Source organism: Radiobacillus kanasensis (genome assembly GCF_021049245.1).
In the GTDB taxonomy this organism is placed as follows: Bacteria; Bacillota; Bacilli; order Bacillales; family Amphibacillaceae; genus Radiobacillus; species Radiobacillus kanasensis.
In genome coordinates this window covers 2257680-2272569 of sequence record NZ_CP088020.1, presented here as the reverse complement: position 1 = coordinate 2272569, position 14890 = coordinate 2257680, and the positions used below count along the sequence as shown (strand labels likewise).

Annotated in this window: 13 protein-coding genes; 11 read left to right on the top strand and 2 right to left on the bottom strand. The window is 39.4% G+C overall.

Annotated features, from left to right (window positions below):
* Positions 1 to 18: 18 nt before the first annotated feature.
* Genes queA through yajC form a run of 3 tightly spaced genes read left to right on the top strand, consistent with a single transcriptional unit; the run spans position 19 to position 2481 of the window.
* The gene (gene queA / locus KO561_RS11825; protein ID WP_231093458.1) at positions 19 to 1047 is read left to right on the top strand and encodes a tRNA preQ1(34) S-adenosylmethionine ribosyltransferase-isomerase QueA; all 1029 of its coding nucleotides are present in this window, start codon (positions 19 to 21) and stop codon (positions 1045 to 1047) included.
* A 16-nt stretch (positions 1048 to 1063) separates the two neighbouring features.
* Positions 1064 to 2200 (top strand): tRNA guanosine(34) transglycosylase Tgt, encoded by a 1137-nt coding sequence (tgt, locus tag KO561_RS11820; RefSeq protein WP_231093457.1) that lies wholly within the window; start codon positions 1064 to 1066, stop codon positions 2198 to 2200.
* Between the two features lie 17 nt (positions 2201 to 2217).
* A complete protein-coding gene (yajC, locus tag KO561_RS11815; protein WP_231093456.1) occupies positions 2218 to 2481 on the top strand; it encodes a preprotein translocase subunit YajC in 264 nt (87 codons plus the stop codon).
* A gap of 265 nt (positions 2482 to 2746) precedes the next feature.
* On the opposite strand, the gene KO561_RS11810 is transcribed toward yajC, so the two are convergent.
* Complete coding sequence (locus tag KO561_RS11810; protein WP_231093455.1) at positions 2747 to 3136, bottom strand: TIGR04086 family membrane protein; 390 nt, start codon at positions 3134 to 3136, stop codon at positions 2747 to 2749.
* 154 nt (positions 3137 to 3290) lie between these two features.
* Here KO561_RS11810 and KO561_RS11805 point away from each other — a divergent pair, with 154 nt between their 5' ends.
* From KO561_RS11805 to KO561_RS11795, 3 genes are all read left to right on the top strand, one after another.
* Complete coding sequence (locus KO561_RS11805; RefSeq protein WP_231093454.1) at positions 3291 to 4589, top strand: ArsB/NhaD family transporter; 1299 nt, start codon at positions 3291 to 3293, stop codon at positions 4587 to 4589.
* A 135-nt stretch (positions 4590 to 4724) separates the two neighbouring features.
* The gene (locus KO561_RS11800; protein WP_408004869.1) at positions 4725 to 5330 is read left to right on the top strand and encodes a DUF421 domain-containing protein; all 606 of its coding nucleotides are present in this window, start codon (positions 4725 to 4727) and stop codon (positions 5328 to 5330) included.
* A gap of 158 nt (positions 5331 to 5488) precedes the next feature.
* The gene (locus KO561_RS11795; protein ID WP_231093452.1) at positions 5489 to 6400 is read left to right on the top strand and encodes an aminoglycoside phosphotransferase family protein; all 912 of its coding nucleotides are present in this window, start codon (positions 5489 to 5491) and stop codon (positions 6398 to 6400) included.
* 48 nt (positions 6401 to 6448) lie between these two features.
* Here KO561_RS11795 and spoVB read toward each other — a convergent pair whose 3' ends face one another.
* Complete coding sequence (spoVB, locus tag KO561_RS11790) at positions 6449 to 8002, bottom strand: stage V sporulation protein B (protein ID WP_231093451.1); 1554 nt, start codon at positions 8000 to 8002, stop codon at positions 6449 to 6451.
* A gap of 116 nt (positions 8003 to 8118) precedes the next feature.
* On the opposite strand from spoVB, the gene KO561_RS11785 reads away from it, so the two are divergent.
* The 5 genes from KO561_RS11785 (at position 8119) to KO561_RS11765 (ending at position 14635) form a co-directional block, all read left to right on the top strand.
* The gene (locus tag KO561_RS11785) at positions 8119 to 8412 is read left to right on the top strand and encodes a post-transcriptional regulator (protein ID WP_231093450.1); all 294 of its coding nucleotides are present in this window, start codon (positions 8119 to 8121) and stop codon (positions 8410 to 8412) included.
* 169 nt (positions 8413 to 8581) lie between these two features.
* Positions 8582 to 10837, top strand: coding sequence for a protein translocase subunit SecDF (gene secDF / locus KO561_RS11780; protein ID WP_231093449.1), 2256 nt, complete (start codon positions 8582 to 8584; stop codon positions 10835 to 10837).
* 552 nt (positions 10838 to 11389) lie between these two features.
* The gene (locus KO561_RS11775; RefSeq protein WP_231093448.1) at positions 11390 to 11719 is read left to right on the top strand and encodes a LapA family protein; all 330 of its coding nucleotides are present in this window, start codon (positions 11390 to 11392) and stop codon (positions 11717 to 11719) included.
* A gap of 65 nt (positions 11720 to 11784) precedes the next feature.
* The gene (gene recJ, locus KO561_RS11770) at positions 11785 to 14127 is read left to right on the top strand and encodes a single-stranded-DNA-specific exonuclease RecJ (protein WP_231093447.1); all 2343 of its coding nucleotides are present in this window, start codon (positions 11785 to 11787) and stop codon (positions 14125 to 14127) included.
* On the top strand, positions 14117 to 14635 hold the full coding sequence (locus KO561_RS11765) for an adenine phosphoribosyltransferase (RefSeq protein ID WP_231093446.1): 519 nt from the start codon (positions 14117 to 14119) through the stop codon (positions 14633 to 14635). Before recJ ends, KO561_RS11765 begins: the two co-directional genes overlap by 11 nt.
* The last annotated feature ends 255 nt before the right edge of the window (positions 14636 to 14890 follow it).

Sequence of the window (14890 nt, the reverse complement as noted above, 5' to 3'; positions counted from 1 at the left end):
GTTATTAAGGAGTTTGTTATGGATATTAACGATTTCGATTACCATTTACCAGAAGAATTGATTGCCCAGGTTCCCCTCAAGGATCGCGCGTCTTCGCGACTGCTCGTTCTTAATCGAGAAAAGCAGACAATGAGCCATCAACACTTTTCGGATATTAAGTCTTTCCTTCGAAAAGGAGACTGTCTAGTTTTAAATGATACAAAAGTACTGCCGGCGAGACTGTACGGAACGAAATCAGATACAGGTGCTAAAGTGGAAGTATTATTACTGACACAGTTAGAGCAAGATAATTGGGAAGTATTAGTGAAACCGGCTAAGAAAATAAAAGTAGGAACGACGATTTCGTTTGGAGAAGGTCGTTTAACCGCTATTTGTAAGGAAGAAAAGGAACACGGTGGAAGAGTCCTTTCTTTCCAATATGAAGGTATTTTTTTAGAAGTCTTGAATGAACTTGGAGAAATGCCATTACCACCTTACATAAAGGAACAATTACCGGATAAGGATCGCTATCAAACGGTATATGCGAAAGAGGAAGGATCAGCAGCTGCTCCAACCGCAGGCTTACATTTTACGAAGGAACTTATGGATGAGCTAAAGAATATAGGAGTAGAATTTGCCTATATCACACTCCATGTAGGATTAGGAACGTTTCGTCCAGTAAGTGTCGACCGAATTGAAGATCACGATATGCACTCCGAGTTTTATTTGATGTCACAGGAAACAGCAGATCATTTAAATCGAGTGAAAGAGCAGAATGGTAGAATTATCTCAGTTGGTACAACTTCGACAAGAACACTAGAAACCATTGCACGAGATCATCAAGGTAGATTTACAGAAAGTAGCGGTTGGACTAACATCTTTATTTACCCGCCTTATACCTTCCAAGCAATTGATGGCTTAATTACAAACTTTCATTTGCCTAAGTCTACGTTAATTATGTTAGTTAGTGCGTTAGCTAGTAAGGAATTTATATTACAAGCATACGAGGAAGCAGTTAAAGAGCGCTATCGCTTTTTCAGCTTTGGAGATGCCATGTTAATACTGTAACAGGAAGGAAAAGAGTATGCCTATCACCTATGAACATATAAAAACATGTAAACAAACTGGAGCTCGTTTAGGAATTGTTCACACCCCACACGGCTCTTTTGAAACTCCTATCTTCATGCCCGTCGGTACGTTAGCTACCGTTAAAACGATGAGTCCTGAGGAATTAGAAGAAATCGGAGCGAAAATTATTCTCTCTAATACGTACCACCTATGGCTTCGTCCTGGTGAAGATATTATTCAAGAAGCTGGTGGTCTTCACTCCTTTATGAATTGGGATGGAGCTATTCTGACAGACTCAGGCGGATTTCAAGTCTTTAGTTTAAGTGACTTACGACAAATTGAAGAAGAAGGCGTACATTTCCGTAACCATATTAGTGGAGAAAAGCTCTTCTTATCACCAGAAAAAGCAATGCACATACAAAATGCATTAGGCTCTGATATCATGATGGCATTTGATGAGTGCCCGCCATTCCCGGCAACTCACGAATACATGAAAAGCTCTGTAGAGCGGACAAGCAGATGGGCGGAGCGTTGTTTAAAGGCACATCAGAATCCTTCTAAGCAAGGACTTTTCGGAATTGTTCAAGGCGGTGAATATGAGGACCTTCGTAGACAGAGTGCATGGGATTTAACTTCTTTAGATTTTTCTGGTTATGCAGTAGGTGGATTGTCTGTTGGAGAACCGAAGGACGTTATGAATCGAGTGTTAGAGTTCACGACTCCATTATTACCAGATAACAAACCGCGTTACCTAATGGGAGTAGGATCACCAGATTCACTTATCGATGGTGCCATCCGAGGAATTGATATGTTTGATTGTGTCCTACCGACGAGAATTGCAAGAAACGGAACGTGTATGACATCTAATGGTAGATTAGTTGTCCGCAATGCGAAGTTCGCTCGAGACTTTGGTCCTTTGGATGAAAATTGTGATTGTCATGTTTGTCGAAATTATTCAAGAGCGTATATTCGCCATCTCGTAAAAAGTAACGAAACATTTGGATTGAGACTTACTACTTATCATAACTTATATTTTCTGTTAAAATTAATGGAACAAGTCCGTGAAGCGATACGAAATGATCGGCTTGGTGATTTTAGAGAAGAATTTTTTGAGCAGTATGGGTTTAACAAGCCAGATGCAAAAAACTTCTAAGAGGAGGTGGAGATGGAATGGGAACATTAGCGCAACTATTACCTATTATTGCGATGTTTGCAATTTTCTATTTTCTTTTGATTCGTCCACAACAGAAGAAACAAAAGCAAGTTAGACAAATGCAATCAGAGATGAAAAAAGGGGACAAGGTAGTCACGATTGGCGGATTTCATGCCAAGATTCATGCGATAGATGAAGATACCGTTGTTCTAATCAACGATGAAGGTTCGAAACTTACATACGATCGTTCAGCAGTGAGAGAAGTAGTAAGTAACGACTAAAGGAACAAAAGCTCGGGGCGCCCGGATAGCAACGTACGGACTGGACTGAACCGTCGGAGATAAAGGAAACACGATGAGCTTTTACGTTTAAGGAAATTCGACTAACGTCGAACAGTTATCGTACAGAGGTGAGGGAAGTCTCGCTAGTTGCTGGGCGCTGGAGCTGGACGTGGCAATTACAGTATGTTATTCACACAAGGCAAATTTTATAATTTCCTAAACCAGGAAAAAGGACTAATGGATTTTGCCATTAGTCCTTTTTTCATTATTTCGTGTTTTCTTCTTGATTGCCGGATACATTTACCCCGAAGATTCCACCGAATAATGCTGCGATTAAAAAACCTGCATGATGCAACGTTTGCTCGAGAGAAAAAACGGTGCCATAGCCTAAGTATTGGTATAACAAAATAAAGATCGTGAACCCAATTCCCGTTAATCCTCCAAGTAACCAGCCTTTTTCCTTTCCTTTTGCTCCCGCAATTAAACCACCAGCAAACAAAGCAATGATACTAACAATTAAAGTGGTCCAGTTTAATGTCGATTCCCCAAGTGACGAAAAGCGAAGTAAAAGTGAAAGAATTAGACTAGCGGCGAGCATAACGCCCAAAATTGTTACCCATCCATACATAATGGATACAAGTCTTGGTTTTACCATATAACCCCTCCCTGGTTGTCCATTTGTACCATTCTATTCAATCAATTTTGAATTAGAATTAAATAATTTCGGTACAAGTTGAATACATTGTAGAGAAGCTTGTATTACAAACGGAAAAAACCTTGAATCAACTAAGGATGAGGGGGGACAGAGAATGTCTACAACAATAGCAATCTTGGTTTTTTTAATTAGTTACTTTTTTATCATGACCGAAAAAATCAATCGAGCTCTAGTTGCCCTGGCTGGTGGAGCGCTTTTGCTCTTGTTAAATATATATGAATGGGAAGATGCATTTGCAGAGTTTATCGATTGGAAAACCATTGCGCTTTTATTTTCCATGATGGTTCTTGTATCGATTACGAAAAAAACAGGACTGTTTGAGTATATCGCGATCACCTTCGCGCAGAAAGTGAAGGGTGAACCACTTAAATTGCTTATAGGTGCAGGAATTTTAACGGCGATTGGTTCTGCTTTATTGGACAACGTTACAACTGTTTTACTTTTTGTTCCAATCATCCTAACGTTGACCAAAATCCTACAACTACCTTCCTTTCCTTATTTGCTCACTATTATTTTTAGTGCCAATATAGGGGGGACGGCAACGTTAATTGGGGATCCTCCGAACATTATGATTGGTCAGGCCGTCGACCACTTGACCTTCGTTTCGTTTCTTACGAATCTTGGTCCAGTTGTAGTGGTCTTATTTATTTTTATGATAGTATCGGTTTCTTTTCTTTTTCGTAATAAACTAACCTATAGTAAACAACATGTTCATCAACTCATGAACATGAATGGGGAAGAATATTTAAAGAAAACCCCAATGCTCTATCAATCGATAACGGTTTTGCTTTTAACTATCGTAGGCTTTATTTTGCATCCGGTTATTCATATGGATCTAACGACGATAGCAGTTAGTGGGGCCATCCTTCTCTTACTTTTAACCGAGAAGGAAGCGGGAACGGAAAAAGTGTTACAAGAGGTTGAATGGATTACGTTGTTTTTCTTTATCGGCTTATTTATGTTAGTTGGTGGATTAGAAAAAGTAGGCGTGATAGACGAGTTAGCAAAAGGCGTCATGTGGCTGACGGAAGGAGATTTACCGAAAACAGCATTGCTGATTCTTTGGGTTTCTGGTATATTCTCAGGTATTGTGGATAATATTCCTTTTGTAGCAGCCATGATCCCAGTGATTAGAGAATTTCAGTCTTATGGAATGGCGAACTTAGATCCGCTTTGGTGGTCCTTGGCATTAGGTGCCTGCTTAGGTGGGAATGGGACTTTAGTTGGTGCATCTGCCAATGTTGTCGTAGCTGGTCTCGCGGAAGGCTCCAACCAACGAATCCCGTTCATCCGGTTTCTTCTATATGGTATCCCGTTAGTTATTGTATCTTTAATTATTACGACTGTGTACATTTACATTCGCTACTTAATTCCTTTTCAACAAACCTTATAATGGTTGGATATGATTGAACCCGAAAGGAAATACTACAAACGATCTTTTTAAGATAGGGAAGTGTGTCGTTTGGAACTCGATATCGGTAATATCATATTTCGAACCATCCTTACTTATTTCGTTATTGTAATCATCATGCGTTTCATGGGAAAAAGGGAAATTGGAGAGTTAAGTATTTTAGACATTGTCGTGTTCATGATGATTGCGGAAATGGCTGTTTTTGCCGTAGAGGATCCTTCCGAAAGCTTTATGCATGCCTTACTGCCAATGGGAGTCCTCTTTATTATACAACGAACGACGGCATACTTATCATTAAAGAATGTAAGGTTTCGTGATTGGTTTGACGGTAAACCCTCTGTGATTATTTCACGGGGGAAAATCGATGAGAATGAAATGCGGAAGCAACGTTACAATTTTAACGATTTAATGCAACAGTTACGCGAGAACGGAACTAGGAATATTCAAGATGTAGAATTTGCTATATTGGAAACGTCTGGGAAGCTTTCAGTTATGGAAAAATCTAAAAAAGGTGTTGAACCAATCGCTTCCGACAATTTTGTGGTTCCTCTAGTAGTAGATGGAGAGATTCGGGAAGAGTCCTTAGCAAAGATCCATAAATCCAAAGAATGGCTAGAAGAAAATCTAAGGGAACGAGGATATTCCTCTATTAAATCAATATCCTTTTGTTCTATTGACTCTGAAAACCGGTGGTATATTGATTTAATGGACAAGAAGAAATAGATCAAAAAAACATCAATCCTATTGGGTTGATGTTTTTTGATCGATTTCGACAAAAATCGAGTGGTGTCTGTACAGTGTACCCATGATAGAAAGAAGGATTTTTGGTTAGAAGAAGCGAATTTGAAGAGGTATTAAACATTTCCAATAGGGGAGAGAGTATGGTCACATTACCGGAAAACTTTATAAAAGCGATAAAAAGCATTCATAAGGAGAAAGGGCAAGCTTGGATTGCAAACTTGGATGAAATCATACGAGAATGCGAAGAGGCTTGGGATATCACTATATTAGAACCTTTTCGTCTTTCTTATAACTTTGTTGCCTTAGCTAAAAGAAACCAAAACGGTGAAGAGGTTGTTATCAAGTTAGAGATTCCTACTAAGGAATTTCATTTTGAAAGACTGGCTGTCCGGGATTTTCAAGGAAGAGGAATGGTTAAGTTATTACAGGTGGACCCCGAGAAAGGGTATATGCTGCTAGAAAGAATTTCACCTGGAAACTCTTTGGATAGATTGAATGATGAGGCAAGAGCCAACGAAATCGCTGCAGAGTTACTTCAAAAACTTTGGCTTCCATTGTCTTCTGATACCCAAACGGAATTTCCGACTGTAGAAGATAGAGGGAATCAGCTCATTCATATGTATGAAAAGCATCCACAAGGGCTAGGTCCGATATCATCAGAGGTTTTATATCAAGCTATGTTAACGTGTAAGCTACTCTTAAAAGACCAAGGGGAGCCATATTTGCTGCATGGAGATTTCCATCATTATAATGTATTGCAAAGGGAGGATGGTGAATGGGTTGTCATTGACCCAAAAGGATTGGTTGGGGATAGAGAATACGATGTGATTCAATATATGCTTAACGAGGTATCCGAAACAAACGTAAGAGAACTAACAGAAAAGCGGGTACAAAACTTTGTAGAAAAATTAGGTTTAGATAAGCGTAAAATGTTAGGATGGGGATTTTGTCATTCTGTTCTGGCAACCTGTTGGAACATAGAGGATAATATGGAGTATGAAAATACGTTCCCACTTATTGAAATTTTCTATGAGTTGTATCATAAGAAATGATCATAAATTAGACGCTTGGTGCCATTGAAATGACCAAGCGTCTAGTTATTAAGAGACGAAGCGGTTTAAGTATGGAATCTGAAGCAGCTCGTCTTTCGTAATAAATCGTAGAACAAACAAAAATGTTATATAGATACCACTTAGTATAATTAAGAGAAGTAAGAAGGTGATTATGTTCGTCTCATAACTCGGAAACATCTGAACGAGTACTTTTCCGACCCACCAAGTTCCGACTAGTAATGTTACCATCTTGACGACATCGAGTAATGGAAACTTAAACGAAATTACTTTTATTAAAGTAGCCATATGTAGCAAGGATACTAATACAACTCCGACCACTAAGGAAATCGCGACTCCCATAATTCCAAATTGTGGGTTTGAAGCCAATACAATCATTAAAGCAAATTTAACAAAGTTTCCGATGATGTTGTTCCACATAGCGGCCTTTGCGTGATCCAAAGCTTGCAAGGTCGCATTTAATGGATAAGAGACATAGAGCAAAATGAAAAAAGGTGCCATTAAGACAAGAAAGCGGCTAGCATCACTGTTCCCATACATAAACTGAAGAATCGGAACGGAAAATAGGATGAGAACTATAGTGGCTAAAGCTCCTGATGAAAAGGATATCCGAATGGCTTGATGAATCCTATAGTGGATGAGCTTGTTGTTATTATGTGCTTCGGCCTCGCTTATATTTGGTACAAGTGCAACAGCTAGAGAATGCGTAATAAAGGTTGGTAAAAACAACAAAGGAATCGCATAGCCGGTTAGTAATCCGTATTGCTGTGTGGCAATGGCAGTTTGTACTCCAGCGATAGCTAGGCTCTGGGACACAACGATTGGTTCCAAAAAATTCGATAATGAACCGACTAGTCGACTACCTGTACTAGGTAAAGCAATCGATAATAGCTCTTGTAACGTTTGTTTTCCAGATTTTAAATAAGTCACGAACTTCGAACGAAGCTTAATTCGTTTCTTAAGCTTAAACATTCTCATCATAAATAGGAGTGCAATAAACTCACCGATTATGACTGATATCATCGCGCCAGCCGCAGCAAATTCAACGCCATAAGGGAGAAACAGTTTAACAAGTAAAGCGACACAAGAAATACGGACAATTTGTTCAATAACTTGTGCGTAGCTTTGTGGCTTCATATTTTGTCTACCTTGGAAGTAGCCTCTTAGCACCCCTGAGATGGCACTAATTGGGACCATTGGACTAATCGCTAATAGCGGGTATAAGGTACGCTCGTCCGTCAAGAATTTCTGAGCCACGATTGGTGCGAACAGAATCATTCCGACAAGAAAAACGATACTTAACGTACCCGTCACGACCAAGGAGATGACGAGGATTCTTTTCACTTTGGCTAAGTCGCCCTTTGCTTCTGCTTCTGCAACACGCTTAGAAATGGCGATAGGTAGTCCAATTTGTGATAAGGTATAAACCAAAAAGAGTGTAGGTAATGCCATCATGTATAGGCCAATACCTTCTTCTCCCATTAATCGAGCTACGATGATTCTATTAATAAATCCTAAGAATCGTGTAATCATCCCTGCTAAAATAAGAATCAGGGTTCCTTGCAAAAATGTTTGCTTGGTCATAATGAACGACCTGCCTTCTCAAAGTTTTGGATTTCGTATACAATGAATGTATATGCGAATGAGTAGTCCAAGCATGACAGGCATTTTTATATTGTTGGAATCAAGGAGAGGGTTTAATGAGTACAAAGAAACCAGTCGATGAATGGAAATCAAGTCTTGTCCCTGTGTTGGATAGTAAAGTAAATGAATTACATATCATGGGCTATTCTCGGACAACGAGAGAAGATGTATGGAAATGCTTGTCTAAAAAAGTGTGGAAAGGGAATCCGGAAAAAAGGTTGCATGAAGTGGTTGAGGATATTCTTCATTTAAGCTCTTCCCTTTATATGAGCTACCTCACCGTAGAAGCATACCAGGATGAAGAAGGCCTTTTAGCATCTATCGCAGCATTAACGCAACCGAATCAGTAGAAGGAAGGCGATTGACAGTAGTTTAATATTATTTCTATAATACGTTTATGTTTGTCCAAACTCATATATTATAAAGAAATTGCTCCAACTACGTGAAACCCTATGATTCATTGCAATGGCTATGTACATATCGTATTGGGTGGATGGAGTAAAGGAGGCACTTAACAACATGGTAAAAAGGGGTAGAATTGTTGCCTTTTTTCTAATTGTTTTACTCTTCGCTGGAACAATTGGGGCAACCGTTACCGGAATTACAAAGGATATAAAACTAGGACTAGACTTACAAGGTGGTTTCGAAATACTTTACCAAGTAGAGCCACTGGATGAAAATCAAGAAGTAAGTATGGAAATGCTAGAAGCAACTACTCAAGCGTTACGTGAGCGAGTGGATGTACTTGGAGTGAGCGAGCCGAGCTTTAATATTGAGGAACCAGATCGGATTCGTGTTCAGCTAGCCGGTGTGCAAAATCAGACTGAAGCCAGGGAATTGTTATCTACTTCTGCGACCTTGTCGTTTAGAGGGGTAGATGATAAAGAGTACATGGACGGTTCGGATATTGTCGAGGGTAGTGCACAGCAAGATTTTGATCCGACAACGAAACAACCAATTGTAACGCTGGAGTTAAAGGATGCATCCAAATTTGCGGATGTTACGAGAGAGATTTCACAGAAAACCCCACCTAATAACCGTCTCGTTATTTGGATGGATTATGAAGAGGGAGATACTTTCGAAGCGGAATCCCAAAAAGAGGACCCGAAATACATATCTGCTCCAGGAGTAGATCAGGTTTTAAATACAAAAAATGTACAAATTAACGGTGACTTTACTGTAGAATCCGCAAAACGTTTAGCCGATATCTTGAATGCTGGATCCTTACCAACGAAGTTAGTAGAAAAATATTCGACATCAGTTGGAGCACAGTTTGGATTACAAGCAATGGATAAAACGGTTTTCGCTGGTATTCTAGGCGTTGCCTTAATCTTCTTATTCATGATGTTCTACTATCGATTACCAGGGGTTGTCGCAACGGTTACATTAAGTATTTATATATACCTCATTTTAGTCGTGTTTGAATGGATGAATGGTGTACTGACCTTACCAGGAATTGCAGCAATCATATTAGGGGTCGGGATGGCAGTCGATGCTAACATCATTACGTACGAACGGATAAAGGAAGAGTTAAGAACTGGAAAATCAGTTGTGGCTGCGTTTAAAGCAGGGAATAAAAATTCGTTATCTACCATTCTAGATGCGAACATTACAACGATTATTGCTGCTGTTGTTCTATTTATTTTTGGAACAAGCTCTGTTAAAGGGTTCGCAACTTTACTAATTATTAGTATTTTGGTTAGTTTTCTAACAGCCGTATATGGTTCTAGACTGTTCCTAGGCTTATGGGTGAACAGTAAGTTTTTAAATAAGAAGCCAGGCTGGTTTGGTGTAAAGAAAAAAGATATCAAAGACAAGTCTGATAAGACCGAAGTGGAACCGACTATTTTCGGAAAGAAACCAGACTTAGTTCATAACCGTAAAAAATTCTTCCTTCTATCCGGAGTTCTCATTATTGCAGGAATTATTTTCTTAGCGACGATGAGATTGAATCTAGGCATTGATTTCACCAGTGGTTCACGGGTGGAAATACTTTCAGAGAATACGGTAGAGGTTTCGGAAATTGAGTCTGAGTTGTCCTCATTAGGGATAGATGCGAAAAAGATAGTCTTAGCTGGCGAAAACAATGAAATAGCCGTAGCTCGCTTCGATTCGGTATTGTCACAAGCCCAAGTAGCTGATATTAAAGAATTGTTTGGGGAGAAGTATGGTAATGAGCCTAATATAAGTACGGTTTCTCCAGTTGTTGGGAAAGAGCTGGCTAAAAATGCGGCCCTAGCGGTACTCTATGCAGCGATTGGGATCATCATTTATGTAACCATTCGTTTTGAATTTTACTATGCATTAGCTGCTATTTTGGCACTATTGCATGATTCGTTCTTTATCATAGCGATGTTCAGCATAACGAGACTAGAATTTGACATTACGATCATTGCAGCCATTCTGACCATTGTCGGTTACTCGATTAACGATACAATTGTTACATTCGACCGTATAAGGGAAAATGTGAAGCTGAAAAAGCGAGTCAAATCATTTAAAGAGCTTGCAGCCATTGTCAACAAGAGTCTACTTCAAACGATGGGACGAAGCATCAACACGGTTCTTACCGTAGTATTTGCTGCAGTCATGCTGTTAATTTTCGGTGCATCTTCCATCACAAACTTCTCTTTTGCTTTAGTCGTTGGTTTGATTGCGGGGACGTATTCCTCTGTATTCATAGCGGCACAGCTTTGGTTAGTCATGAGAGGTAGAAATATTAAAGAAAAACCAATTATTTATTCAGAGAAAAAACAATCTGGAGGACCACAAGTCTAACATCCAAAAGCTGGGACAATAGTGTTTTAATCCTAATAAAATCCGAACCATGGTTCGAATTCTATAGAATTCGAATCAGTTCGGATTTTTCTTTTTGGTATTTTTGTTGCTAATAATATATATACTGCGACGTAATTCTAATTGAAAATCTTATTGAAAAGAAATGAAGTGAAGCTTGATGCCGCGCTTCGGCAGAACACTCCGCTTTCCGCGGGCACGGCCTCAATCTCCTCGGAAGCAACCCACTTCCTGCGGGGCTTTCACCTCGTGCTGTTCCCGCAGGAGTCTCCGTATTCTGCCCTACGCTAAGTTACTACTTTCTAATTTGGTAAATTTTGTAGTCGGAAGCAGCTAATTAATCCTCTAAATAATTGGAAACCCTATTCAAAAATTATAAAGTAGCCTATTCCGGCCTGTAAAGAAGGAGGTTAAAAATTTTGCCCGTGCCTCTTTTTAGATTTAAATGATACTTTTTAGGGAATACGAAAGAGAGGGGTTCGACAGATATTGGCAAAAACCTTATAATGAGAGGACGCATGAAGGAGGCTTATCATGAAAGGGCAAAGTTATATTATCACAGCACTTATCTTTGCATTAATCGTTGCAATATTTGCGGTCATTAACGTGGAACCAGTGGAAGTAGATTATCTTTTCGGAACAGGGAACGCTCCACTCATCCTTGTTATCTTATTTTCCGTTCTAATGGGTGGACTTATCACTGCTTCTGTCGGGTTCGTACGGATATTACGATTACAACGGGAAAATAAGCGATTGAAAAAAGAAAACCTCGCATTTATCGAACAAAATGGTAGTAATGAGAATGCGTTTGCCACTGATGTGGAGAGCTCAGAAGTGGATGATGAGAAAAAATTGGATGAATAATGGCGAAGAATCTGTTTGCTCCCCCTGAATCACTCTTGTATAATAAGTGAGTCAGGGGTGAATTTATGTTACAAAGCCAAGCAAAATGGAATTTTACATATGATCAGCATCAGATAGGATTTGAGCATAACCTCAACATTTCTCCATGGACAGAGCAATTGCTTCGTCAGAGAAACGTGAAAACGGAAGCAGAAGCAGACGCTTTTTTGCATCCACAATTATCTCAGTTACATGATCCAGGTCTTTTACATGATATAGATTTAGCCGTTGAACGGGTGAAACAGGCTATTGAAAACGAGGAGAAGATTCTAGTATTTGGAGACTATGACGCAGATGGAGTCAGTTCGACATCTGTTATGATGGAGGCATTAAGAGAGTTAGGTGCGTCTTGCGATTTCTATATTCCGAATCGTTTCACAGAAGGCTACGGACCAAATGAAAAAGCTTTTCAGGAAGCAAAAGAAAATGGCTTTTCCCTCATTATTACGGTCGATACTGGAATTGCAGCTGTCTATGAAGCTGAAGTTGCGAAACAATTAGGATTAGATTTAATTATTACGGATCACCACGAGGTTCAAGAAGAACTACCGGATGCTTACGCGATTGTGCATCCAAAATGTTCCGAGAACTACCCTTTTCACGAGTTAGCTGGGGTTGGTGTAGCCTTTAAATTTGCGGAACATCTTCTCGGTTATTTTCCTAAGCAGCTTTTAGACCTTGTCGTTATTGGTACGATTGCAGACCTCGTCCCTTTAGTAGATGAAAATAGGGTGCTAGCCTATTATGGACTTCAAGCAATTAGTCGGACGAAACGACCAGGACTTATTGCTTTAAAGGATATTTGTAAGATTGATAGTGTGGTGAACGAGGAGGATATCGGTTTCTTAATAGGTCCGAGAATTAATGCGGTGGGCAGGTTACAGGATGCTTCGATGGCTGTGGACTTGTTATTAACAGATGACTTAGAACAAGCTAGGGAGCTTTCGGATTTTATTCAGCAGCTCAATCAGGAACGACAAAAAATCGTATCAGATATTGCAAAAGAAGCGCAGGCAATGGTAGAGAATGAGTCACCAGGTGACAACAGTCATGTCATTGTCGTCGCGAAAGAGGGTTGGAACGAAGGGGTACTAGGAATAGTCGCATCCAAGCTGGTGAGACAATATGATCGACCGGCAGTCGTTCTATCGATCAATTCTAGTACCGGTAAAGCAAAAGGTTCTGCTAGAAGTATTGATGCATTTGATTTATTTAGTAGCTGTATGACGGTCCGTAATCTTTTTAACCATTTTGGTGGACATGCACAAGCTGCCGGGATGACGCTAGATATAGAACAAATTGCGCCATTGCGAGGAGCGTTGAATAAAATAGCGAAAGAGCAGTTAACAGATGAAGACTTTAAACAAGTAATACGAATAGAGGCGAGTCTTCCAATCGAGTCTATTCAGATTGATTTGATTAAAGAAATATCGGCACTAGCGCCTTTCGGGATGGGAAATCCAAAGCCACTATTTCATGTTCAGACGAAGCCGAGGGAAATCAAACAAATTGGTAGTACAAGCAATCATTTAAAATTCACGTTTGAACAAGATTCCCATATCCTCGATGGTGTAGGCTTCGGGATGGGAAATTTATTTTCTCGCATTTCTCCGCAAGCTGTTGTGGAAGCAGTTGGGGAGTTAAGCATTAATGAATGGAATGGTAGCGTCAAGCCACAGCTTATGCTGAAGGATATCGCAGTGAAGGAATGGCAACTGTTTGACTATCGTGGGTCGAATCATTGGTATAAGCAGTTGGATAAGGAATTAGAGGATCCTATCGCTATTTCCTTTACAGATAATACGAATATTGCCAAACTACCAAACGGCTTTGATCATTTTACTTTTTCTGACTTGCCACTTGCCATTTTAGAGCAAAAGCCATATCGTCATGTTGTGTTACTAGACTTGCCACGTCGTTTAAAGGATATCGAATCGATTCTGGAAAAATTAAATCCTGATGTCATTTATACTTGCTATCGAAACGGTCCAAACAGCACGATTTCTATTTTGCCGACCAGAGAAGAATTTAAATGGTTGTATGCTTTTGTTTTAAAGCGTAAAGAACTAAGGGATAGTGACATTCCTAAAATTGCAACGCACAAGGGCTGGAAAGTAGAAAAAGTACAGTTTATGATTCAAGTTTTTCTAGAATTAGACTTTATAAAGGTAGTTGAAAAGCTTATTACACCTTGTGATAGTCCACTCAAAAAGGATTTAACAGAAGCGCCGTCCTATCAAGCTATGAAGGCTCAACTAGAAATCGAGTCGGTCTTATATTATTCTTCATATGCAGAATTGAAAGAATGGTTAGAAAACCAAATAAATAGATTGGTTCCACTTAAGGAGGAAGTAACAAATGGATTATAAGCAGTATATTGCACTAGTAGATGATTGGCCAAAACCGGGTATTAGTTTTAAGGATATTACTCCTTTAATGGATAATGGAGCAGCATTCAAATCTGCGGTCGATGAAATTGTAACGTATTCAAAGAATAGAGATATTGATTTAGTTGTTGGTCCGGAAGCGAGAGGATTTATCGTTGGCTTCCCTGTGTCTTATGCGCTACAGGTTGGCTTCGCTCCAGTACGAAAAGAGGGAAAACTACCTCGTGAAGTGATTAAAGTGGACTATGGCTTAGAATATGGCAAGAATGTGCTAACCATTCATAAGGACGCAATTAAACCAGGTCAACGTGTCTTAATTACGGATGACCTTTTAGCAACAGGTGGAACGATTGAAGCAACGATTAAACTAGTTGAGGATTTAGGTGGAATTGTTGTTGGATGTGCCTTTTTAATCGAGCTTACGTACTTAAACGGACGTGACAAATTAAAAGGATATGACGTTCTAACCTTGATGCAGTACGAAGACTAAATATAAAAGCATACTTTATTGTTTTTCTTAAACAGTAGTAAAGGAGTACTCGGCACACGAGTACTCCTTGTTCCTTACATATGTTACAATCAAGTTTAAACAAAAGTTTAGGAACGGACGAAGAGTAAGGTTTTACCATCTGTGGATGATGAGTGACAAAGAATCAGATTCAGATTATAATAATTCTAATAAAGATTCTTGGCTTTCAATGATTTTCGATCGAGGAAAGATACAAAGGGAACTAAGGTGATGAAA